The sequence below is a fragment of the Vibrio sp. SCSIO 43155 genome (assembly GCF_023716605.1).
GTDB lineage: Bacteria > Pseudomonadota > Gammaproteobacteria > Enterobacterales > Vibrionaceae > Vibrio > Vibrio harveyi.
Genome location: NZ_CP071854.1, coordinates 63,366 through 83,591, shown reverse-complemented (window position 1 = coordinate 83,591; position 20,226 = coordinate 63,366). Strand labels below are relative to the sequence as shown.

The following is a 20,226-nucleotide window of genomic DNA, read 5'->3' as shown; positions in this document are numbered from 1 at the left end:
TTATCCGATGAATGTCGTGCCATTAACCATACCCCTATCAATTGCAATCCTATCCACTAACGCATTAGCAGCAACAACATTAATAAAGCTAAGCACGAGCGGCATCTGCCACGACGAAAGCTCTACTAGCTATAACCGAACAAAGAACTTTACAGCTTTTGATACGATTGAAGACTGCCTCAGTAGTGGTGGACGTCTTCCCAAAAGCACTGCCACAGCAAAAACAACTGCCTCTTCAAACGAATACTCTCGAGACAAGTTCGGGCGCGGTTGGGCCGATCGTGATAATGACTGTCAAGACAGCAGGGCAGAAGCGTTAATCAGCCAATCGGTAGGACAGGTACACTTCAACGATAAAAAGAATTGTCGAGTCATATCTGGAAGATGGACATCACTATTCACCGGAAACACAATCTACGATGCATCCAAAATCGACATAGACCATGTGGTACCGTTAAAGTTCGCATGGAAGCATGGCGCAGACAAATGGACCAAAGAGCAGCGAGAATCATTTGCTAACGACCAAAGCAACCTGATCGCTGTAGAAGCATCTCTTAACCGCCAAAAGGGAGCTAAAGGCATTGGGGACTGGCTCCCGCCAAAGAATCAATGCCAGTACATAGTCAGGTTCAAAAGGATCGTTAGCAAATACAATGTAATCCTATCTAACGATGAGAAAATTCAATACAAGAGAATCCAAACCAAATACTGTACCACTTCTAGCTGACAACATTTCAGCGGTCATTAACCACACAAACCATTTGATTCGGAGATCTCCTGTGTATTAATATGGATGCGCTTTATGCACAAATTAATTAATTACAGGGGAAAAAAGTATGTCTTTTGAATTAAACGAGACAACAGGTAAGTACATCGTAACTGGTGAGTTATCTGATGAACAAATTGTCGAAATGGCTAACGAGATTTCAAGAAACAAGTTTAGTAAGGGGCAACTCTTAACTTCACCATCGGAATCTCGCGAATACCTACAAAACCTATACCAAGGTTATGAACGAGAGGTATTTGTTGTCGTTTTCTTAGACAACCAACATAGGGTTATCACATCGGAAGAGATGTTTGTAGGCACTATTAACGCTTCTTCAGTTTACCCTAGAGAAGTGGTAAAAACAGCGCTAAAACACAACGCAGCAAGTTTAGTCGCAGTTCACAATCACCCATCGGGAGACCCAGAACCCAGCCAAGCCGATCGAAGAATCACTCGACGTTTAATAGACGCTTTAAGTTTAGTAGACATTCGCGTTCTTGATCACATCGTTGTTGGCACTGAAGGTTCGACATCCTTTGCTGAGCGAGGATGGATTTAATACTCCTTAGTATTTCTTTCTCTCCAACAGAAAGGTTCCACGCTATATTGGAAGGACGCAACTCTGAGTTGCGTCTCTTCTATCCCATGTTAGCTTCATTGGAAGTCAAATCCTTTGAAACTATCTTATGTCTCAATTAGTAAAACAAAAAGTCATCGACAAACTAGTTCTGTTTAGAAATCAGTTCATAGAAGCTAATCTCAAATCTATTTTATTCCACCAAGAAGCATTAAGAGTATGCTCATCAATAGATGATCTAATACCTCAAGACAACAGCGGATACCTCGATCCGTTCGACATAACATTTCACTTAATATCTAAAGAGCTTGGGGAAGACACTAAATATCGCGTTCGGCCTAAAGAGGCATCAATCCAACACAAATCAGAGTCAGAGATAAGAGACATTCTAAGAAAGACCGTAGACGGTCGACTTTGGATTACTCTCTTCAACCGTTTAGGCATCTTTAAACTCATGTCAAACAAGCAGCAAAAATCCTTCAAGGACGACTGTAATCTATCACCGGCTCCGTTTTGCCTTGATGTCATAGAGTCCACTCTGGGAGGTATTTATGAAAATCGAGATACCGTCTTGATGCAATCTCTTATTGATACTTTTACCTCCTTGTCTGGTATGTATGCATCAAACAACAAGAGGAAGTTTGCAAAAAAAATCATCATCAACGGTGCTTTTTTCGAGTATGGCTCCCGCTTTAAGTTACAGCGTCACGAAGGGTTGGAATCACTAATTACAGTCATTTGGCACTGGGTGCTCGCTAACAAACTTACATTTGACGAAAAGGGCATCTCTAGGAACGGCATCTGGGATGAACTTTCCGACCAGATAGAAAGTGTCGATTTAGATTACTGTGCGATCAGGTCCATCAAAACCCACGGAATAGAGTTTCGCTTTTATCAGAAGAAAACCGTACATGTCATTTTTAGCGAATCAATAACTAGTCTTTTAAACGACCAATTAGCTCGAACAAAAGCGCTACCGGCATCCTAATAAACCACCAGAACACTACCAAGAGAGGAAACCATGCCATTACTCAAAGTCTTTAACCCTAAAACGGTACTTAGGCACCACTATGGGAATAAAGAAAACGCTAATATCTCAATGCTTAAGTCCATCAGCTTATATTGGAAATACCGCTCAAATGAAGTTGCGAGAGCTCGCATTAAGTCTGCCATACATGTTATTCGCGTTCTTACCAGTCGCCCCCTCAAAACAACTGCGACGATTGGTGTATTGATGCCGTCCAGCTCATTGCCCACAGGTTTATATCGTGTAAGCATGGAAACAGTAGCTTTATCTAATGATTACAGAGCTGGTGGAGACAAGAAAGTACCGCAAAAAAGTCGGGATTGACCTCAATATAAATCTAACAACAAACATCGGAAACATAAGACAATGACTCAAAGATTTGTGCTTTTTAACAGAACAGAAAATGGGAGAATGCCTGCCATAATGTGCGGTTACATGCGGTCAATCACCGCCATTTTTGTGAGCTCCGGCATCATGGACATGAATGATGGTCAATGGCAATTTTGGGAAGACCCATTTTACGATGTCGATTTTGAACTTGAACCTGGTTGGGATTCATCCCCATCTACAATTCATCAGCTTAACTCCATACTACAGCATTCTATTGCACTAGCTGCCGATAAGCTTGACTGTCAGGTACCCGATAAAGAGACATTAAATAGTCTTGCTGAAGGACTTATTAAAGATGCACAAGGAAACCTTGGGAATCTCCGTTATGTTCACTGCGGTAGTTCTATTCAAGCGGCGGGACCAGAACACCAGCTATAACAGACTTACCACCACTTACCAATCTAAGTTATTGAAATAAAATCAATATAATAGACACTGGTAAACATTCTTCCTTATATTTACCAGTTAAAGCCAAAAGTTTACCAACTATTTTTTTAAGGGTACACCTAACTCTTCACACTAAAACAAGGAATAGTAATGACAAAGAAAACCATCATTTGTGCGTTTCTAAGCGCAATAATCCCAACAACATGCGTGTTCGCAAACTCTTCAGAGGTTAAAGAGCCTCCTCTGCCAAGTGTAACCCCAAAAGTATTTGCTGATTTTACTGAGGTCTTAAAGAGCGCGAGGGCAGGTGAAACTTTAAATTGCTCTGTGATTGTAAAACAAGCTTACTCGGCACCTTTTGCCGACACCTATCAAAGTCCTTTTGGCATCCTAGAAGCGATGTATCGGTTCGATACAAATCATGAATTGAAGCAATGTGGAAAAGAAATTGAGAGCAAAAGAGCACCCTTTTGTTCTTTAGCGAGTAAAAATCAATTTGGGGCAAACAGTAAGCTTGGGTTCATCGATGACTCAGCAATTAGAGCTCTTGCTAGTTACCATTGTAATGAAGAGATCCAGTATTCAATAAAGTCATTTTTAGCCGATGCGCCAGCTATAAATACAAATACGTTGCGAGAAGAACTGAATATCTCTATTGAGAAAACCGATCGCGAATTTGCTCGACTTGGTGCTGACTACAAAATGTTCGGCCTTGCTATTAAGAGAGGGGAGCAACAGGCAGAACTATACGAATTTGCAAATGAGGCAGACCGGAATAAAGCCTTCAACAAACTAGTAAATCTAATCAAATAGCCATGTAATATGCATATATAACGACGGAGTTAGAAAAAATACGGGGAAAACACCTGAGAAATTGCATTTTTAAACGTAAAAATGAATAGAAAAAGAAGGAAGCAAGTGAGTATGCGTCACTAGTGCTTCCTTTTTCCTTAGCTTAATTCGAAACGGTTGCTTTCAGATACGCTAATCTGTACGCCTGCAAATGTTTTAGTTTGATTAACACCTTTACGATGTGATTCAGCAAGGTATTCGTCATAAACAAACTGAGGGACTTTCATTTTTTCGGCGGGAGATTTTGACCTGAGGTTGTACTGATTAATATGTAATTCGAGCACACCAACAACACCATCAAACACTGTTTTTTCGGTAGTTGTCAGCAACCAGTTTGCTAAAAATCGCTTAAGCATCACTTTCCCCCTACGATTCCGCTTCTGCTGCTCTTGCGTTTTCATACACTTCCGAGTCAGGTTCTATTCCGCAAAGTTCACAAGCAGTTAAATAACCTTGAAGGTCATCAAATGAGATATAAACACTAAAGCTCTCAGCTCTCAATACTGGGAATACATGACCTTCGTCAGTAATTCGAGCAGAGTGGACTAAATCGCTAACTGGTACTGTTTGTTCAACCTGCACAGTGGCCGTTGTTCGCGTTGTCGTAACACTAACTTTCATCTCTTGAAGCTCTGCGTCAAAGGTTAATTTCACAAGGGGGTCAAGCAGCAAAGACCTCACTTGTGGTAATTCTTCATGAGTAACAATTTCAAGATTTTTCATGTTCCTTTTTCCCTTACTTCGAGGTGAACTTCTTAATTCGACTTTTCAACATACGGACTGATTTAGTTTTATGGTTTATTTCCTCATCCCATTCCGCTATTTCTGCTTCATCCGTTACTTTATTACGATAATCATGGTAACGCTCAAGTTCTCGCTCGTTGTCTTTAAGCGCCCATTTAAGCGCAGCAAGAGGCGTTGTAAAGATACCGAGGGGCAATCTTGCACCGACCTGAAATTGCTCTCTATAGCCCTTGGGAATGCTTTTGGACCACCCAAAGTCATTAGCCATTCTTGACTGCTTAACCCAAGTTACACCTTTAATTTTTGCTGTAACATTGACATAGAGTGGAGCAGTATCACCATATGCATCCCCAACGCGCCTTTTTCCCATAGCGGTTTGCGTCCCACGCCTTCGCTTAATTGAACGAACTAACCACTCATCAATACTAATTGACGTGCTACCGTCGTCCCACTCAGCAACATCTACTTTATAGAGAGATATACCTACTTTTATTTTTGAATGTGGGTACTTTTGACACCCCTGCTCAATTGCTATCTTTTCTCTAAGTGCATCCAAGTTATTCGTACGAAGTTCTAAATTAATTAAGGAGTTCATAGATCTCATTTACCCTCGTAACTTCGTTAGTGGGATAAGCTCACCACGGAAGTCTTCGTCAACTTGGATTAGCTTTCCTTTGAAAGCAGGGGCGAGACTCATAAATTGAAGTGTAAAATACTGCCCGACAACAGGCGACCAAAAGGCTGCGTTCTCGGGAGCTTCAGCTTTAATTTTTTCAATGTCCATAGACCTCATCCTCTAAGATTCTTTCCCTTGATAGTTATAACCTTGAGTAGCACGATACTCATCAATATGTGCTGTCCCCCCAAAAGCTAAACGATCTGACAACAGGCGTAGCTCATTTTCATCCCAAATGCTAACTTCAATACAGTGAAATGGAGCATCTAAAAATCTACGATGTTCAGATTTTGATAGCTGTGACCAGTACGCACCAAAAACTTTAAAGTCATCATTAAGATATTTCTCTATCGTGGTAATGCGCTGCTGACCATCTAAGAGCGCTCCTGAAAACTTTCTAGGCACGGCTTCCGAACCCACATAGTCCGTAGAGTTAAGAACATAAACACCATGATACAAATCTAGGTAAATAGACTCTATAAAACGCTCTTGTTGAATTTCACTCCATTCAAATGGGCGTTGCCAGTCTGGCAGAGGTATTCCCATGACTGAACGAGAAGACCATGAACACTGATAATCTTCAGCCTTCTTCTTACAATAGAGCAAATGCTCAATATCAAAAGCTCTATGCTGACCTACTTTTTGGCGAGGCGGAATATGCATAATTTCCCTCTAGTTAGTATTTACGCGTTTCTTGCGCCCTCTGCCTGTTGGCAAAGGCATATGCCATTCTGGTTTTGGTAGTTCAACCCCACCAGATTACTACTTACAATGTTGCAAAACGGGGATTTAACAACCCTGATTTTAAGTTATTGCTCAATCAAAAAATAATGTGTTTTGGTTCATCCCCGCCTGACTATAAAGCCAACTCCAACATACGCAATTAGATCATATGTGAACACTAAAAGGGCATACACCACGAAAGAGTCTCAATTGAACAATAGGATTTAGCAATTGCACGCAGCAACTAAAAACAAAGCCAAATCTTGCACACTTATTTGACCCCATATAAACTTGAATCACAATAGGTCCAAAAAAGTATAACTCTATATGTCTGTATATCTAAGCCTTGGTAAAGATAGTCGTGGTAATTATCACCACATTCGCTCGCAGAAATCAGGAAAAGGTAATTTGTTCTGCCCATTCTGCCAACGCCCCTTGATCGCAGTGAAAGGAAAGACAAAATCTGAACACTTTAGACACGACGGGGAAACGTGTAAGGAAAGCCTCAACGAACTCCCTCAAATCCCAGCTTGGCATCACTTTCATCTCAACTATTCAGTAGAAATCATTGAGGCCTTAAAGGACGGCTATCAAGCTGATAGTAAATCACCAAACGTGTTCAAAGAGTTTAAATCTGGATTACATCACTTTCCCCGACGAGTAAAAGAAGATCTATTTAAGCGTGACGATTGGACCGACAATCTCATTTTTACGGATACAGCGAGAACCATTCTTGGCACTTTACCGCTACTAAGTTTTAGTAAGTGGATGCGAAATACTCTTCAGATTCGCGTTAACTCCTTACGTGAAGCAATTGAACAAGGCACAAAACACCAAGCGTGGCTCGAAATGGAGTCGCACCGACAACAGTCTATTCTCAATGCATCACTGTATCTGTTTGAGTACCATCTACAGGATCACAGCATCATTCACAAGGTTGGCAGAACATCGAGAGACCCAGAACAGCGCCTAAAAGAAACGACAATCGAACTAGAGAAAGCGACTGGCAAAGACGTAATAAAGAGCACCATTTTACGCAAAGTTGCGAATTCTGGGCACGTAGAAAAGTACGTTTTTCACCGTTACAGCAGTTACTTAGCGAGCATAGGTACACACAGAGAATACCTGGTACTTGATAATCAATCGCTAAAGCGCTTGAAAACCGAATTTACCAAGCTAACTAACAACCTAGAACCTTTCAGCAAGGAGGAAAGATTTATTGTTACTGGACGTTGGAGGTATGAAGCGAAACGATTAGCTGCATCTAAACGAGGGATCGAGTTAACCCAACGCGAAAACGGAAAGTTTGGGCGTCCTAAAGGTACCACAATGAGCACTGACAGCTTCCTAATTAAACACGCAGATATTGTCACTTGTATAGAACTAGGGCGCTCTATCAACCAAGCTGCGCAATATACTGGTAAAGGACGTTCAACAGTGAAGCGCGTAAAAAAGGAAATGAATAAGGTAAAACCTGAGTCAAAGTAAAACAGTTCGTGCAATACGCATATTTACCCAAATGAACTTCCTCCCATACATTCAAATTTGATGCGTAACCTCTTGCGTATTGAGAATCTTCTTTATGCTGTGTTTGAAACCGAAGCAATTCGAAATGAGCTCCGGCATATCCAAACTTAAAAGAGAAACTTATGTCATTACATATAAAAAACATAGCGCTCCACCAGCTATCAAAGAAAGAAGATGAGATCATTCTCGAGACTCGCTCAGAACTTTTGGAAGTGTCTCAATCGACCGAGCAACTTATTGCGACTCTTCATCGCACATTTAACAATAAACCCTCAAAAGGATTCGGGGTACTTAAGGCTGAGTCTGATTTTAAAAACTGGCTATCCGAGTACGATACTGGAAAACGAACATACCTCGACTTTTCAATCACTAGCAGCCACCGGTTGCTTGAAGAGCTAAACAAGTACCCCTTTGCCGACACTGGTTTAATTGTCATGGCAGAATACCAATCTCTTGCGACGGATTACTTATATGTTGGGATTATTCCTTGTGCTATGAGCTTAAAGGTTACTGAAGGCTTAAATATCGATCCTACCGACTACTTAGCTCTAGAAAGCACCGACATAGCAGCAAGGATTGACTTATCATTAATGAACACATCAAACGACAGCAACCGATACCTGTCATTTATTAATGGTAGAGTAGGCAGGAAGGTTAGTGACTTCTTTTTAGACTTTCTGAATGCAGAAGTTGGTCTAAACGTCAAAGAACAAAACTCGACTCTCGTGCAAGCGGTCTCCGACTTTTGCACTGAAGCAAAATTAAGCAGGGATGAAGAACTCAGCCTCAAAACGAAGGTTGTTAACTACTGCAAAGAACAAGCTAAAAATGGGGACGATGTAGTCATAAAAGAATTGTCTGATGAAATTCCTTGTGATCACTTTAAACCATTCGCAGAGTTTACTGATGAAAATGGATACGAACTGCAAGCCGAGTTTCCAGCGAGCAAATCTATAACGAAGAAACTGAACAAGTTCGTTGGAGCGGGGGGCGGGTTAAATATAACGTTTGATGCATGTTTGCTCGGCGAACGAGTTCTCTACGAACCTGAAACCGAACGTTTAACGATTGTCGGCATCCCTCCAAACTTAAAACTCATGCTCGAACAGCAACTAAAAGGGAAAAAACAATAGACACGGAAAATTCTACCGCCAAAATACACACTGGTGCTTATGACTCCCAAGGCGTAAGCATCTATTTTGGTAGCTTAGTGCATATTGGGCCTATTGCTCAACTTCTAGTGCTTTAACACACCCAAAAGCCTCGCACTCGTCAGCGAGGCTCTATCACTTTAAAAGCGCACACACCTAAACAACAAAAGGAATAGAACAATGATCGACGCGAACGTTCGACCAAGCGCCGAAAAAGAAATTGGTCCAATCGACAAAAACGAACAAACACAAATAAAAACATGTAAGTCGTGTGGTATTGAGCTCGGGGGGACCGAGTCGACCTCTCAAAAGTTAATAGAGGTCAGAAAGCAGTGCGGATATCAAAAACTTTTGAACTTTAATGAGAGTCTGGACCACCATACTGGTATAAATCTGAAAGATATCTGTGGGTTCTTGGCACTACTAGCTGCTCTTGTAGTAGGCGGCAGCATTATAGGCATTACCAAATTTAAAGAGGCAAATTTTGATGTGGTATTGAGCTCAACTCTCAACGTTCTGGCTAAAGAAGGTCTTGGGGAGTTCTCCTTAGCAGCTACGGTATTGGCTCTTTTGATAACCAACTCTTTTTACCTCTTATCTAGTCGGGATTCTAAATGTGAAACACTTTTCAACTACACTCGATCAATACTACTCGCTTACAATTATGGTTTGGTTGTATTTATTCTCATTTCCAAACACAACTACCTAATAAGTACAAACAAACTAGAATTCATGCTTCCGATGGCCTCGCTATCGATTTTCTTACATGCTATATGTACCTACCTAAACAACGAAAAAAAACATGTGATCGGATACGTTTTGATCGGCGTTATAGTTTTGGTGGGATGCTACCGGTTGTGATTGATAATCTCTCTAGTACAACGAATAAACAAATGCTTAAGAAGGGGAAAGTAAGTTGGATGCTAATATTTACACGTACAACGAAGCTTTGACAATTCGTACCAAGGACAAAATAGAACGCTATCCACAGAAAACCGCTGATGGTAATGAGATCGTAGTCGTTTACGTAGATGAGGTTGAATTCAAAAGGGCTGGTGGTAAATGGTCTAGACAAGGGTTTCGTTGGGCTATTGTTGAACCTCATTTAACCGAAGAAGAGGTAAGGAACTGGCTACTTAATAATGGGCTTTCTACGGTTCCGTTCATAAGAAGGGAAGGGAAGGGACAGTGAAGTTATATGGGGGAATATCGTGATATTTAATTCAAGTGCTAGTTTCCTAACAGACGGTTGGTTTTGGTTAAGTCTATTGGTGTGTGCGGTACTCACAGCAATTCTATTTGCCAAGTTTAAAAGCCAAAGGTAGAGGAAAGCGGTCGTCATCGATGGCAGGGGAAAATGAAGTGAGGCAATTCCCTCCCAACCATCTTAACTACAAACAAAAAAACGGCTCACCTTCAGGGGCCGTTCTTTTAACATTGGTACCAACCAATACGCTCAACTTGTAGGCTACTTGCTGATGAGGGGCCAAAGCTTAAAGGAAGTAGGGTGAGCGGTTGAATCGTCCCAACCATCTAAAGCAATATGTGCAATAGAAACATCGTTCATATGCTCACAAAAACCCACCAACTCCAAGATTGGTATAAACTCAACGGTCTGACATGCAATAATAACCTTTTGCCCTCTGTCTAGTAACAATTTAGCCAACTCTATGAGTTGATGCCCCTTAATTAACTGAGCCTCATCAATCGCAACAAACTTCTTGTTGGTGGTTGATGCTTCCAAAAACTGGCTCAAGGAAATACTCCCATTGCCAGAAGAGATCGCTTCACTCTTGTTATCTATCAAGTAGCTTTCATCTCTAAAATTACTAATCAACCATGTCTTCCCAGAACATGCTGGCCCAGTAACAATCGTAATGGAATGGTCTTCGACCAGAGCCTTTATTTCATCAAGCATACTTCTACCTTCCAGCTTGGAACAATGGAGCCAAGTCACCACCGGCTAAAAATACCAACTCACATCGATTAGCAAACAGAGTTAAAGCCTCAACCGACTTAAACAAACCAATCACATCTCGAATAGTTGTGTTAGGCGTATCTGCAATAAGGTTGTCAAGAGCATCTTGTGCAACCAATTTTTGTTGTGTGGACAGGTTAAAACCAGAACCTAACTCAAGCACCTGAATGACTTCAGACTTAGTAGCCATAGCGAGGGGATTCAGTGCCGTAGCCCCCTCATTCGCCTTGAAAACAATCTTCATCCATATATCTCCGTGGGCCTGCTAATTAATCAGCAAAAATGGAAAGCGGCCAAGCAAATGTCTTCAGCGATTGCTCAGAAACTCTGACTGCTGACACCAAATCAAGCGCACCAAGGCGATCGCCACACTCATCAATCGAGACGTACGGTGCATCATTTTTCAATTCTGATTCTAAATCTCTTCCTTTAGAGCTTTGAGAACTTAAACATTCGCGCACAAATGAATTGGATAACTCAACTAATTCGGGGTTCTCTCGATTCCACTGATTGATCGCGTGGTCGCGAGTATCATTGACACTAACAACGAACTGGGCAACTTGTCCGGCAAGCACCAATACAGACGCTAAAAGAGCTGAGAGGGTTATGATACTGATTTTTTTGATTGCATTACTTTTCATTGCCCGACCTTTACCTTTTGAATGTTTAATAGCCCCTAAACCAAAAAAGCCACTACAACGTAGCGGCCTTTTTAGGAAGTAATATCGACTGAAATATCGCTTCATATTGCGTGATGTTAGTGGGGTATCCTTACCCGCACAAACATATAATTTCATAATTAAAGCAAAGATAGAAGCTCAAAAAGAAAGAGGTAGAAATAGTTGTGACAACATAGCCATAACTAGACTATTTATTTTTCAAAAGAAAAAAGCCACCTGGGGAGGTGGCTTGTAGGGTATATACCCCTAATAACGTCAGTTGGCTAGAGCGAAACAATGCATAGTGGCTTGAACAACACAAACGTTTCGCTTGACCATATATAAACACACTAAATTAAGAACCAGAAGAAAAAATATAAATTTGTGTGACATCATAGATAGATATGCACTCAATATAACAACAAATCATAAAACTCATATTGATTTATAGAGATTTAAACTAAGAAGGTCTCTCCTTTCATGCATTTTGTTAATCATTGACGAAGACTCTTGCTGTACGAAGATCATATGAGGGTGGTAAGAGTATCTATCAGAGACGGGCAGGTTTGCTCTTAGCCACTCGGGAGTGCATTGCCATTGCGAGAAAAGAAAGACTTATGAAAGAACCACTCCCAGTGATAAATCTCATCTATTCTTATCCAATCGTTTGATTTTTCAGGTCAATAAACCTAAGATTGTCGTGTTGCTATTGCATCTTATAAAGTTTATTACAGGGGAAAAATATTTAAGCACATTAATAATGTGAAAGCTCACTAGTCGAGCGTTTTAAAGTCTCTAACTTCTGATTGCATTTCATTGAACAATCGGATTGTTCTGGACTGTTACTTCGAGTTAACTCGTTTTAATTCGATACTAATGGGCATTAACCCATACAGTTATGAACTATAGGAAAAAAATGGTCTAGTGTATGACCACCCTAGGGTTTAATTCTATGTCATGTGGATTAACTCCCCAAAGGTCGCCGATTTTTCGGCGACCTTTTTTTGATGACTATGAAATCACACAAAACCACCAACCATTCGCCAAGCCAGATCCAAAACGTTAAATTAAATCTATTAACCAACTTGGATTTCATATTATGTCTTCGTTCATGAACGACCAACTCTCTAAACTAACTACCGGTATAAATTGCGAGGGAGGGGGTATCATCTTTAGTGGACCTTGCGGCAGCGGAAAAACTCTCGCCTTACAAGAGTTCATTAAATTAAAGCTAGCTAAGAGTCCTGTCGTATTAAAAGAATTAAGAGCCTCCAAAGACCTAAATGAGCTTTTAAATCATGCAGAGCATTCCCTTGTACTGGCTCCCCTAAAAGCCGATGACATTAACGAAGCAATTCTTGAACTAATTCGATTTCAATTACCAACCGATAGAAAAAAAAGTATTCAAGCGATCGTACATTGCCGAAAAGTCGAAGAAGGGATTTATTTAGAGGTCCACCACCACCCGTTCGACATGGAAAGATGGTCAATTGATGGAATTCAAGTCAATAACTGGAAGAAAAACCGTGAAGAACTAGCCACCCTAAACGGACTACCTCGAGATTCAATACTGATTCATCCTCCACGCCTCGGAAAGACGGAAATGATCAGATTAGTAACGGAACTAGCTGCAAGAAAACGGTGATAGGCTCATGGAAGTCGCGACTCTCATTAAAAATCAACTGACGTACGACCCAGAAACAGGTGTGATCCACTGGAAGGAACCTGGTCGGGGGCGTAGAGCAAATTTAGTTGCCGGATGCGTAAAGCAGAAACAAGACAATACTTGGCGGCGGATAGTTGTAGACGGAGCAGAATACACTTCTGGTCAAATTGCTTGGTCGATAATGACTGGAAAATTCCCTGAGTTCATTATAGATCACATTGATGGCGACTCTTTGAATGACGCATGGTGTAACTTGCGAAGAGGAGATAACTGTGTGGCCCAAAGGAACTTGGCTAAGAGCAAACGTAACAAGACAGGCGTCACTGGCGTTAAATTTAGCAAAGGCACTTACACTGCATATATCGGCACTGGCAATAAGCAGAAATATTTAGGTAGTTCGAGGGACTTCTTCGAGGCCATATGCCTAAGAAAAAGAGCTGAGGCACAATACAACTACAGTCCCCGACATGGCAAATAATCAAATGATTGATCCCCTAAATTTCATAGAAGAACTAAACAATACTGATCCAAGCTTCAAAACGATCTTCATGTATGGATCTTGCTATCGATTCCACCAGCTCCTAAAGAGCCTTTATGGCACGGCTACGCCTCTTATAAATCAGGAAAAGAATCACGTTATCACTCAAATCGAAGATAAGTTTTATGACATTACAGGGGAAGTTGATTCAATAGGCTTCCAACCATTAGATGATTCGGACTTTCACTTAGTCCAGTCGTGGTCCTTTCATAAACACATGCTTATGAGCTTAGGCGACTGTCCAAATTGTGATGAGCCAATTCTAACCAGAATGGATTTATCTTAACCACAAGGGGCGCACGTTTCTACAGAGAAGGGGGTACACTGCACGGCTAGAACATTCCTAATGAGCTTTAAACAACAATAGAGAAATAGGGTACACCTGAGGGTGAACCTAACGGTTAAAAATTTAGCAGATAACAAAGAGTTATTATGAAATACAGCATCCTATTATTAATGATTTTGTCCCCTTTGACTTCCGCAGCGAGTGACGCTTACGAACATGGTCATAAAAGCATGGAGGCAACAACTTACAATGTAAGAATTTCAGTCAGTGGAGAATCAAATCAAGAAACAACCACCAATCTGAGTACAATGACTGACTCAACCAATCCTTTTGCAGCTATTGAAGAGCACTCTTACATAAAAAGTTCAACTTTAACATACAAGTGGTATAACAAATTATTCGGTATAGAACCAAAGCCTCAGGTTGAATATGGCAGCTTTGAAACTGGGATAAAAGGCACTTTAGAATTAACAGAAATCAATAAAAATGAACTGCTCGTTAAAGTAAAAAGTACCTTCAGTGAAATTACGGAAATGAAAACCACTACGGGAGCTGAACTTCCTAGTATTAAGACTAAATCAAATGAAAGTAATGTACGAATTCAAATGGAGAAAGGTGAAAAGTGCATTCAGGTTGAAACTAACATGCGCTTGTGTATTACGAAACTTAGCTAATGTACTCCGATCGCGAGTTTCCAGTCTAGATGAAAATTGAAACACGCTTAAAGTGTATGGCTATGAAGTCACAGAACAATAATTCAAAGTTCGCCATCACAGTACATAAGGTGTAGATTACTTCACGTACGCTAGTCACGTACCGTTACGTATGTAGGATTTGACACCCTTGGTACATGATGAATACCTCAAAAGTAAAGCACAATACACCCAGTTCTAACTGGGTGTTATTGTTTTAAGCTCTTGAGGTTATCAGAACAACAACAAGCCCCCACACAAACACAATAGCAATTGGCAATACACTGCCACCCACCTTCAACACAAAAACCTAATAATTAGTGACCGCCGAACAAGGAGTTGCGATGAAAGTTAGTAAGAAACCAAAAGACTATTTTAATAGCTGTATGAACCTAATTAACGATACAAACATTGGGGCATCAAATAGTGATGATGGTGAAATCTTTGCTGACAAGCAGCTACTTATAGCTGCCAATAGCGCTATGGCATCAAAATTGTCCGAAGCGCGGGAGAAAGGGCGCAAAGGTTGGTGGAATAATGATGTCTGTACTATTAGCGAGCTTTACACCATGCGTAATCAAGCGCTCTCTAACAAGGATCACGTTAGTGTATTAAACTTCACCGCTATGATCGCAATGCGCGAGTCACAACAAAAATATTTGCGGGAACCGAACAAACAATATGTTTATCAAAAAGAGGCCATCATTTCGGTAATCGGCGAAGTGGTGAAAAGACATGGTACAAGTTCATTACTGTGGGGGAATTCTTCTGCGTCAGAACTTACATCTTTAGTCGATAATTTGTGCGCAAAGCACGGAGATTTATTAGAGGCCCCAAGATTAGCCAATGAAATCCATAATCTTGAGACATCAAAAATGGTCGGAGGGGCTAATAAGTGTCTTGGAGAAGTCTTAAGACTACTCAAGCCATATAGAATCCAGACCATTGACCATAAAACAACTAAGACGAAAGAAATCCGCGAATGAACGAAGAAGAACGAATTATCTATGAGGAAGGGTACAACGCCTTCCTAAGTGACGTACCCGAACTCTCAAACCCATACGACGGTATTTCTGCTGAATACTGGTCAGATGGATGGGAGGATGCCAAAGAAGACCAAGATCAACAAGCTTAAACCCCAGACGAACGTGCAGATTAAACAAGCAATGAGGCATCTATGATTGACAAATTGATGAACATTCTGGGATATGTACCCAAAAAGAAAGTTGTACTATATGAAGACTTAGTCGTGGCTCTAGACCGTTCTAATAGCAGGACACCGGTAAAAAGGTTAGATGAATTTAGAGAGCTATGCGAATGGTTAAACGCTAACTGTCATAAGGAAATGAAGAGGGACTTTTGGGTCATAGGCTGGCTTCAACTTCAAGATGCAGGTTTAGAGGATGTGTTCAAGCTGCGATATGGGCATCTATCTCAAAGTGAGATCGCAGCTTTACGCGAAAGAATCCGAGAAAAACCATCATTCTTAAGCAATAACCCAAAACAAAGTACCGTGAATTCAGGTAATTAGGGTAAATAGCAGATTACATTAAGAAACGGGACAAAGTAATGTCAAGGCACTCCCTGAAAACACAAAAGCTAGGTGATGAGACTCTGTACCTTACTTACATTGATAATAAGTGGGAATTAACCATAGTGCCAGCGAATCGGCACAATGGGACCGAACGCTACGATGGATGGTTCCCCCGATACTATACAAAGGTAAGCTCAGCAAAAGCTGCGGTCACGAGAAAGCTTGGTCGAGAATGGATCTGGGAAAAGGTTTAGGTTTTAACCTTTTCCACCAGCAAACAACACCATAGCTTAATTGTAATAAACACCCTCAATTCAGCATTAATATGCACTTTACGACAGTGCTGCTGGTGGTACAATGCGGCGTAATTTTCAAGACGCAAATAAAAAAATGTACCTAAAAATAGAAAAAATATCAGTTGAGCGCCTGTTTGGCTTTTTAAACTACGACATTGAATTGCCCGAGTCCGAGCATGTGGTTATTACCGGTCCGAATGGCTATGGTAAGACCATGCTTCTCAAATTGACTCATAATGCTATCTCTAATAACTATGAAGAATTAGCAAAAATCAACTTCGGCACTTTCGAATTGTTTACTAATTTCGGTCGTGTACGTTACTTAAACACCTCATCAGGCCTACAAATTGAGTCATTCCTTCATGACTCAAAAAAGATCATAACGCATTCAACTCAACAAAAATCTGAGGAAAGAGTGTTTGATGACACAAGAGCTTGCTCAATTCTCATTCACTCTGTCCATCTCAATGATGAATCCGAAACATTTAGCATCATTGCTAGACAACGAGAACTGTTAGAAGAGAGAATGAAATCTACTCAAGCAAAATTAAATAAGCTTGACCAATTGGCAGTAGATTTGTTTTCGTCAATTTCCGAAAAAACACAGGTAATTCAAAACAACCAGCTACCGGAAATGTTTCAACAAAGAGTCGTTGGTCTACAAGATAGATTAAAGCCATACTCTCAGTTCGGACTTCTTCCAAAGTCGAGCAAGTATCTCGAATTATCTGACTTAGGCTTCGTACTAGATCACACCATTAACTTGAGAGAAAAACTGGACGAAATCTTCTATGAAGTATCGTTACACGAAGACTTCGTCGGACGTTTAGTAATGTTCTCTGAACTAATTGCAAAGAAAAAGTTTTCTTTCAAAACCTTAACAATTAATCCAGATTTTGGTTTTGCGTTCTTTAACCATGTGGGCGCAAATATACCTCTTAACAAACTATCTTCTGGTGAGAAGAACCAAGTATCAATTTTCTTCGACCTAATATTCAAAGCTGAAAATGGGGCGACAATCTTAATTGACGAACCAGAGGTATCACTACACATCTCATGGCAGAGAGACCTCCTCAATGAGTTTTCTCTGATATCTAAGTTCAATCACTACTCGCAGCTAATCGTAACAACTCATTCTCCTGACGTTATCGGTGATGAATGGGAAAGCTCAGTAGACCTCTTTGACAAGCATGTGATTTGCAAAGAGTAACTAGATATGTCGAGCTTAAGAAATGCAACTAGAGAGCGTAGCGATGAAACCAAATTCAGCGCTCTGCTTTTACAGGTCCAGACCGACCAAGTTGGCAATAAAATAATTTTTATTGTTGAAGGCGATTCCGATATCACTCTGTTTAACATGGTACTGCGAGATACCGACTTCTTTTACTGTACTCCGGCAAGTGGTAAGGTCGAAGTTATAGATGCGGTGAGAAAGCTAAAGACTCGCATTTCAAATCAGGTTTACGGTATTGTCGATGCTGACTTCGATCATATACTAGAAAAAACATACACCGATACATTCTTGACTGACGTACATGACTCCGAAATCATGATGCTTCATGATGAATTCATGACCGATTTTATTACTGAACACACTAGAACAGCTTCTCTGGTGCACATGAAAATCGATGAGGTTGGTCAAAAGCTAATGCATGATTTGATGAACGTATGTAATCAAATTGGACTCATAAAACTTGCGTGTCGGTTACTTGATTTGAACGTTAGATTCAAAGCCATGAACTACATTTCTTGTGGTGCAGTGGCGATTAATGGCTTCGATCTAACAATCAACATTGAAACTTTGGTTGATTCGGCCATAGAACGCAGTCCTAGGGGTGAACAAAACAACCGAGCCGATATACTCTCTAAATATTATGAGTTAACCAGTGTTGGACATTGCTTGTATCAGACCGCAAATGGACATGACTTTTGCCAATTGTTGGCTCAAGTTTTTAAGCAGCCCTTTTCCTCGGACAGAAACGTCACTGATAAGGGAGTAGAGAAGTACCTTCGAAGTAAGTACACGAAGGAAAACTTTGCCCAAACTAACTTGTATCAACAAATGACCTCACTAATCGAGACCGCTACTGAGGTTGGTGAAGTGGCATAGCTTAAGCCCTATGCTAGAGTAACGGTGTGCCTCATTTCAAAAGGAATGAGGCACACCGTCATGTGTCTACGCTAGTTTACATTTGAGAAGGGCGACATGAGCACTAAAGTGATTCAAACTTATAATTACACAATAAGATGCCACCAGGTTCAGCAAGAGTGTTATGTCACCTTTGAGACTGTGTACTTTGAAAATTTCAATGACGACCTTTTTTGTATCGATATTGCAATCAATCTTGATACTGGTTTCGAAAATCAAAGCCTAGGCACTTATCACTTTGAATCGTTCCAATACGAATCAGGTAAAGTTTACAACGTTCATATTAACGACTTTATTCTACCGCTAGCATGGCGGTCGGTAGGGCTTGGGTCGTTTGTTTTCCACACAATGTTCTCCCTTATCCCTAAAATGGTGAGACAATGCCCTCAACATATTTCTGGCTCTTTATTAGCAAGCGAGAAAAGCAAAGAGCGAGATAAACTTTGGGGAAATCTAGTAGGACATCAGAATTTGTCTATCAATAAAAATGGAGAGGGCGGTTTTTCTGGTGAGATGAGGGATGTTGGTGAGAGCTGGAAATCGAAGCTAAGCGTATCGTTGAATAGATAAAGCTGAGCATTAGCTCAGCTTTTTACAAGCATCTAGCATATTGCAACAGGCAAATACTTAAACGTTTTCAAATCAAGTCTTTTAGCATGTTCCTTAGCAGCGACTTTGCTTGCAAAAGGATATATTCCACGTCTACTCAACTCAGAATAAGCCTTTTCCACAGAATCAACCATCCACACACCATTAACCACTGGTGGCGTTCCTCCGAACGAATGGTGAACCAATTCACCACTATCATTAATTTCAGAAATCGTTTTAGTGTCGACATAATTTAGTTCAACCTCGATTATCGAACCAGCGAGATCATAGAACTTAGGGTATCTATGAGATGTTACCAAGTAATAGCGCATGACTTTACCTTTATGCTTCATTTAGATTGAGGGTTATCAGGTCCTCTTACATCGGTTGATCGGACTTGCTTTTGATGTATTCCTTAAGCCCGTCACGTACTACGTCGATAATACGACAAAGGTATTGGTACTCGTGATTCGATTTTTTGGGGATATGATCCCACCATTCATCACCGAGAAGACTATAAAGATACTCAGTGTTCTCATGGCACCAGAATTCAGCCTCTCGATCATCACAGAAAGTAGCCTTATCATTGTTAAGAGCTGACTTTACTGATTCAAAGTAATAGACATCGTCTTCACTCAGATCGTCACCTGAAAGCTTCTCTATTACTTTTTTTACAAGCAAAAGGTGAAGTGCTTCATAATCGTTAATTTCTTGTTTTAGCTCACTATCTAAATTTTTAACAAGATATGGATTATCCGAATCTACAAAAAAACGGGCAATCCCTCGATCCCCCATAGCCGGCCAAAAAGCTGCCCACGCCTTCCCCCAACAGTGAATGACAATACGACCTTGCCTTGAACTAAACTCTTCGAGAAAAACTGTAACAGGGTCTAATTTATCTAAATTTGTAAGAGTAATCTTGACTGAGGTACCAACATTTACTTCCATATTTCCCCTTAACTTGCGTCCAATTTGGTAGTAGATAATTTTTCGTAATTATACCTATGATATTGAATATGC

General features: G+C 40.6%; 30 protein-coding genes. 20 read left to right on the top strand and 10 right to left on the bottom strand.

From position 1 onward, the window contains the following. The first annotated feature begins 7 nt into the window (after positions 1–7). The 6 genes from J4N44_RS27350 to J4N44_RS27325 all read left to right on the top strand — a co-directional run bounded on the left by J4N44_RS27350 (position 8) and on the right by J4N44_RS27325 (position 3,960). Positions 8–727 (top strand): HNH endonuclease family protein, encoded by a 720-nt coding sequence (locus J4N44_RS27350; protein ID WP_252045909.1) that lies wholly within the window; start codon positions 8–10, stop codon positions 725–727. A 109-nt stretch (positions 728–836) separates the two neighbouring features. Next, the gene (gene radC, locus J4N44_RS27345; RefSeq protein WP_252045908.1) at positions 837–1,325 is read left to right on the top strand and encodes a RadC family protein; all 489 of its coding nucleotides are present in this window, start codon (positions 837–839) and stop codon (positions 1,323–1,325) included. 127 nt (positions 1,326–1,452) lie between these two features. Next, positions 1,453–2,331 carry a DUF4942 domain-containing protein gene (locus tag J4N44_RS27340; protein WP_069218372.1) on the top strand — a complete coding sequence of 293 codons (879 nt, stop codon included), beginning with the start codon at positions 1,453–1,455 and terminating at the stop codon, positions 2,329–2,331. 33 nt (positions 2,332–2,364) lie between these two features. Then, complete coding sequence (locus J4N44_RS27335; RefSeq protein WP_252045907.1) at positions 2,365–2,694, top strand: hypothetical protein; 330 nt, start codon at positions 2,365–2,367, stop codon at positions 2,692–2,694. A gap of 111 nt (positions 2,695–2,805) precedes the next feature. Beyond that, the gene (locus J4N44_RS27330) at positions 2,806–3,138 is read left to right on the top strand and encodes a hypothetical protein (RefSeq protein ID WP_141698683.1); all 333 of its coding nucleotides are present in this window, start codon (positions 2,806–2,808) and stop codon (positions 3,136–3,138) included. Positions 3,139–3,297: 159 nt separating this feature from the next. Then, a complete protein-coding gene (locus J4N44_RS27325; RefSeq protein WP_252045906.1) occupies positions 3,298–3,960 on the top strand; it encodes a hypothetical protein in 663 nt (220 codons plus the stop codon). 137 nt (positions 3,961–4,097) lie between these two features. On the opposite strand, the gene J4N44_RS27320 is transcribed toward J4N44_RS27325, so the two are convergent. The 5 genes from J4N44_RS27320 to J4N44_RS27300 are packed head-to-tail and all read right to left on the bottom strand — an operon-like array spanning position 4,098 to position 6,082. Further along, positions 4,098–4,355, bottom strand: a complete 258-nt coding sequence (locus tag J4N44_RS27320; protein WP_069218377.1) for a hypothetical protein — start codon at positions 4,353–4,355, stop codon at positions 4,098–4,100. 10 nt (positions 4,356–4,365) lie between these two features. Continuing rightward, on the bottom strand, positions 4,366–4,722 hold the full coding sequence (locus J4N44_RS27315) for a hypothetical protein (protein ID WP_069218378.1): 357 nt from the start codon (positions 4,720–4,722) through the stop codon (positions 4,366–4,368). 13 nt (positions 4,723–4,735) lie between these two features. Next, on the bottom strand, positions 4,736–5,338 hold the full coding sequence (locus J4N44_RS27310; RefSeq protein WP_171904763.1) for a hypothetical protein: 603 nt from the start codon (positions 5,336–5,338) through the stop codon (positions 4,736–4,738). Between the two features lie 9 nt (positions 5,339–5,347). Then, entirely contained in the window at positions 5,348–5,527 is a 180-nt protein-coding gene (locus tag J4N44_RS27305; protein WP_069218427.1) for a hypothetical protein, read from the bottom strand. A 12-nt stretch (positions 5,528–5,539) separates the two neighbouring features. Then, complete coding sequence (locus J4N44_RS27300) at positions 5,540–6,082, bottom strand: DUF262 domain-containing protein (RefSeq protein ID WP_081324157.1); 543 nt, start codon at positions 6,080–6,082, stop codon at positions 5,540–5,542. A gap of 387 nt (positions 6,083–6,469) precedes the next feature. Here J4N44_RS27300 and J4N44_RS27295 point away from each other — a divergent pair, with 387 nt between their 5' ends. From J4N44_RS27295 to J4N44_RS27280, 4 genes are all read left to right on the top strand, one after another. Beyond that, complete coding sequence (locus tag J4N44_RS27295; RefSeq protein WP_069218381.1) at positions 6,470–7,630, top strand: GIY-YIG nuclease family protein; 1,161 nt, start codon at positions 6,470–6,472, stop codon at positions 7,628–7,630. Between the two features lie 161 nt (positions 7,631–7,791). Then, the gene (gene yejK, locus J4N44_RS27290; protein ID WP_252045905.1) at positions 7,792–8,802 is read left to right on the top strand and encodes a nucleoid-associated protein YejK; all 1,011 of its coding nucleotides are present in this window, start codon (positions 7,792–7,794) and stop codon (positions 8,800–8,802) included. Positions 8,803–9,000: 198 nt separating this feature from the next. Next, on the top strand, positions 9,001–9,681 hold the full coding sequence (locus J4N44_RS27285) for a hypothetical protein (RefSeq protein ID WP_252045904.1): 681 nt from the start codon (positions 9,001–9,003) through the stop codon (positions 9,679–9,681). Between the two features lie 55 nt (positions 9,682–9,736). Continuing rightward, entirely contained in the window at positions 9,737–10,012 is a 276-nt protein-coding gene (locus J4N44_RS27280; protein WP_252045903.1) for a class I SAM-dependent methyltransferase, read from the top strand. Positions 10,013–10,288: 276 nt separating this feature from the next. Here the strand turns inward: J4N44_RS27280 and J4N44_RS27275 are convergent, their stop codons facing one another. From J4N44_RS27275 to J4N44_RS27265, 3 genes are read right to left on the bottom strand one after another with little or no spacing between them, the layout of a single operon-like run. Continuing rightward, complete coding sequence (locus J4N44_RS27275) at positions 10,289–10,738, bottom strand: ATP-binding protein (protein WP_069218384.1); 450 nt, start codon at positions 10,736–10,738, stop codon at positions 10,289–10,291. Between the two features lie 4 nt (positions 10,739–10,742). Further along, a complete protein-coding gene (locus J4N44_RS27270; RefSeq protein WP_069218385.1) occupies positions 10,743–11,042 on the bottom strand; it encodes a hypothetical protein in 300 nt (99 codons plus the stop codon). A 25-nt stretch (positions 11,043–11,067) separates the two neighbouring features. Further along, a complete protein-coding gene (locus J4N44_RS27265; protein ID WP_069218386.1) occupies positions 11,068–11,439 on the bottom strand; it encodes a hypothetical protein in 372 nt (123 codons plus the stop codon). A gap of 1,129 nt (positions 11,440–12,568) precedes the next feature. Between J4N44_RS27265 and J4N44_RS27260 the strand changes: the two genes are divergently transcribed. The 10 genes from J4N44_RS27260 to J4N44_RS27220 all read left to right on the top strand — a co-directional run bounded on the left by J4N44_RS27260 (position 12,569) and on the right by J4N44_RS27220 (position 19,188). Next, entirely contained in the window at positions 12,569–13,102 is a 534-nt protein-coding gene (locus J4N44_RS27260; protein WP_141698685.1) for a hypothetical protein, read from the top strand. Between the two features lie 7 nt (positions 13,103–13,109). Then, complete coding sequence (locus tag J4N44_RS27255; protein WP_069218388.1) at positions 13,110–13,601, top strand: HNH endonuclease; 492 nt, start codon at positions 13,110–13,112, stop codon at positions 13,599–13,601. Further along, complete coding sequence (locus tag J4N44_RS28280) at positions 13,591–13,947, top strand: hypothetical protein (RefSeq protein WP_069218389.1); 357 nt, start codon at positions 13,591–13,593, stop codon at positions 13,945–13,947. The genes J4N44_RS27255 and J4N44_RS28280 overlap by 11 nt, the downstream gene beginning before the upstream one ends. 146 nt (positions 13,948–14,093) lie before the next feature. After that, complete coding sequence (locus J4N44_RS27250; protein WP_252045902.1) at positions 14,094–14,621, top strand: hypothetical protein; 528 nt, start codon at positions 14,094–14,096, stop codon at positions 14,619–14,621. A gap of 362 nt (positions 14,622–14,983) precedes the next feature. Further along, entirely contained in the window at positions 14,984–15,625 is a 642-nt protein-coding gene (locus J4N44_RS27245; RefSeq protein WP_252045901.1) for a hypothetical protein, read from the top strand. Next, complete coding sequence (locus tag J4N44_RS27240; protein WP_171904764.1) at positions 15,622–15,774, top strand: ribosome modulation factor; 153 nt, start codon at positions 15,622–15,624, stop codon at positions 15,772–15,774. The genes J4N44_RS27245 and J4N44_RS27240 overlap by 4 nt, the downstream gene beginning before the upstream one ends. Before the next feature lie 42 nt (positions 15,775–15,816). Then, positions 15,817–16,170, top strand: coding sequence for a hypothetical protein (locus J4N44_RS27235; protein ID WP_252045900.1), 354 nt, complete (start codon positions 15,817–15,819; stop codon positions 16,168–16,170). A gap of 360 nt (positions 16,171–16,530) precedes the next feature. Next, a complete protein-coding gene (locus tag J4N44_RS27230; RefSeq protein ID WP_069218394.1) occupies positions 16,531–17,679 on the top strand; it encodes an AAA family ATPase in 1,149 nt (382 codons plus the stop codon). A gap of 6 nt (positions 17,680–17,685) precedes the next feature. Continuing rightward, the gene (locus J4N44_RS27225; protein ID WP_069218395.1) at positions 17,686–18,579 is read left to right on the top strand and encodes a DUF4435 domain-containing protein; all 894 of its coding nucleotides are present in this window, start codon (positions 17,686–17,688) and stop codon (positions 18,577–18,579) included. A 96-nt stretch (positions 18,580–18,675) separates the two neighbouring features. Then, positions 18,676–19,188 carry a hypothetical protein gene (locus J4N44_RS27220; protein WP_252045899.1) on the top strand — a complete coding sequence of 171 codons (513 nt, stop codon included), beginning with the start codon at positions 18,676–18,678 and terminating at the stop codon, positions 19,186–19,188. A 32-nt stretch (positions 19,189–19,220) separates the two neighbouring features. Here J4N44_RS27220 and J4N44_RS27215 read toward each other — a convergent pair whose 3' ends face one another. Both J4N44_RS27215 and J4N44_RS27210 read right to left on the bottom strand, forming a co-directional pair. Continuing rightward, positions 19,221–19,538: a hypothetical protein gene (locus J4N44_RS27215; RefSeq protein WP_252045898.1), complete on the bottom strand. Its 318-nt coding sequence runs from the start codon at positions 19,536–19,538 to the stop codon at positions 19,221–19,223. Positions 19,539–19,584: 46 nt separating this feature from the next. Continuing rightward, positions 19,585–20,154: a phiTE_072 family protein gene (locus J4N44_RS27210; protein ID WP_069218398.1), complete on the bottom strand. Its 570-nt coding sequence runs from the start codon at positions 20,152–20,154 to the stop codon at positions 19,585–19,587. Between the last annotated feature and the right edge of the window lie 72 nt (positions 20,155–20,226).

What these genes read in the sequence shown, in the direction of transcription:
- J4N44_RS27350 (WP_252045909.1), top strand. Translation starts at nt 8, where the DNA reads ATGAATGTCGTGCCATTAACCATACCCCTATCAATTGCAATCCTATCC.
- radC (WP_252045908.1), top strand. Translation starts at nt 837, where the DNA reads ATGTCTTTTGAATTAAACGAGACAACAGGTAAGTACATCGTAACTGGT.
- J4N44_RS27340 (WP_069218372.1), top strand. Translation starts at nt 1,453, where the DNA reads ATGTCTCAATTAGTAAAACAAAAAGTCATCGACAAACTAGTTCTGTTT.
- J4N44_RS27335 (WP_252045907.1), top strand. Translation starts at nt 2,365, where the DNA reads ATGCCATTACTCAAAGTCTTTAACCCTAAAACGGTACTTAGGCACCAC.
- J4N44_RS27330 (WP_141698683.1), top strand. Translation starts at nt 2,806, where the DNA reads ATGCGGTCAATCACCGCCATTTTTGTGAGCTCCGGCATCATGGACATG.
- J4N44_RS27325 (WP_252045906.1), top strand. Translation starts at nt 3,298, where the DNA reads ATGACAAAGAAAACCATCATTTGTGCGTTTCTAAGCGCAATAATCCCA.
- J4N44_RS27320 (WP_069218377.1), bottom strand. Translation starts at nt 4,355, where the DNA reads ATGCTTAAGCGATTTTTAGCAAACTGGTTGCTGACAACTACCGAAAAA.
- J4N44_RS27315 (WP_069218378.1), bottom strand. Translation starts at nt 4,722, where the DNA reads ATGAAAAATCTTGAAATTGTTACTCATGAAGAATTACCACAAGTGAGG.
- J4N44_RS27310 (WP_171904763.1), bottom strand. Translation starts at nt 5,338, where the DNA reads ATGAACTCCTTAATTAATTTAGAACTTCGTACGAATAACTTGGATGCA.
- J4N44_RS27305 (WP_069218427.1), bottom strand. Translation starts at nt 5,527, where the DNA reads ATGGACATTGAAAAAATTAAAGCTGAAGCTCCCGAGAACGCAGCCTTT.
- J4N44_RS27300 (WP_081324157.1), bottom strand. Translation starts at nt 6,082, where the DNA reads ATGCATATTCCGCCTCGCCAAAAAGTAGGTCAGCATAGAGCTTTTGAT.
- J4N44_RS27295 (WP_069218381.1), top strand. Translation starts at nt 6,470, where the DNA reads ATGTCTGTATATCTAAGCCTTGGTAAAGATAGTCGTGGTAATTATCAC.
- yejK (WP_252045905.1), top strand. Translation starts at nt 7,792, where the DNA reads ATGTCATTACATATAAAAAACATAGCGCTCCACCAGCTATCAAAGAAA.
- J4N44_RS27285 (WP_252045904.1), top strand. Translation starts at nt 9,001, where the DNA reads ATGATCGACGCGAACGTTCGACCAAGCGCCGAAAAAGAAATTGGTCCA.
- J4N44_RS27275 (WP_069218384.1), bottom strand. Translation starts at nt 10,738, where the DNA reads ATGCTTGATGAAATAAAGGCTCTGGTCGAAGACCATTCCATTACGATT.
- J4N44_RS27270 (WP_069218385.1), bottom strand. Translation starts at nt 11,042, where the DNA reads ATGAAGATTGTTTTCAAGGCGAATGAGGGGGCTACGGCACTGAATCCC.
- J4N44_RS27265 (WP_069218386.1), bottom strand. Translation starts at nt 11,439, where the DNA reads ATGAAAAGTAATGCAATCAAAAAAATCAGTATCATAACCCTCTCAGCT.
- J4N44_RS27260 (WP_141698685.1), top strand. Translation starts at nt 12,569, where the DNA reads ATGAACGACCAACTCTCTAAACTAACTACCGGTATAAATTGCGAGGGA.
- J4N44_RS27255 (WP_069218388.1), top strand. Translation starts at nt 13,110, where the DNA reads ATGGAAGTCGCGACTCTCATTAAAAATCAACTGACGTACGACCCAGAA.
- J4N44_RS28280 (WP_069218389.1), top strand. Translation starts at nt 13,591, where the DNA reads ATGGCAAATAATCAAATGATTGATCCCCTAAATTTCATAGAAGAACTA.
- J4N44_RS27250 (WP_252045902.1), top strand. Translation starts at nt 14,094, where the DNA reads ATGAAATACAGCATCCTATTATTAATGATTTTGTCCCCTTTGACTTCC.
- J4N44_RS27245 (WP_252045901.1), top strand. Translation starts at nt 14,984, where the DNA reads ATGAAAGTTAGTAAGAAACCAAAAGACTATTTTAATAGCTGTATGAAC.
- J4N44_RS27240 (WP_171904764.1), top strand. Translation starts at nt 15,622, where the DNA reads ATGAACGAAGAAGAACGAATTATCTATGAGGAAGGGTACAACGCCTTC.
- J4N44_RS27235 (WP_252045900.1), top strand. Translation starts at nt 15,817, where the DNA reads ATGATTGACAAATTGATGAACATTCTGGGATATGTACCCAAAAAGAAA.
- J4N44_RS27230 (WP_069218394.1), top strand. Translation starts at nt 16,531, where the DNA reads ATGCGGCGTAATTTTCAAGACGCAAATAAAAAAATGTACCTAAAAATA.
- J4N44_RS27225 (WP_069218395.1), top strand. Translation starts at nt 17,686, where the DNA reads ATGTCGAGCTTAAGAAATGCAACTAGAGAGCGTAGCGATGAAACCAAA.
- J4N44_RS27220 (WP_252045899.1), top strand. Translation starts at nt 18,676, where the DNA reads ATGAGCACTAAAGTGATTCAAACTTATAATTACACAATAAGATGCCAC.
- J4N44_RS27215 (WP_252045898.1), bottom strand. Translation starts at nt 19,538, where the DNA reads ATGCGCTATTACTTGGTAACATCTCATAGATACCCTAAGTTCTATGAT.
- J4N44_RS27210 (WP_069218398.1), bottom strand. Translation starts at nt 20,154, where the DNA reads ATGGAAGTAAATGTTGGTACCTCAGTCAAGATTACTCTTACAAATTTA.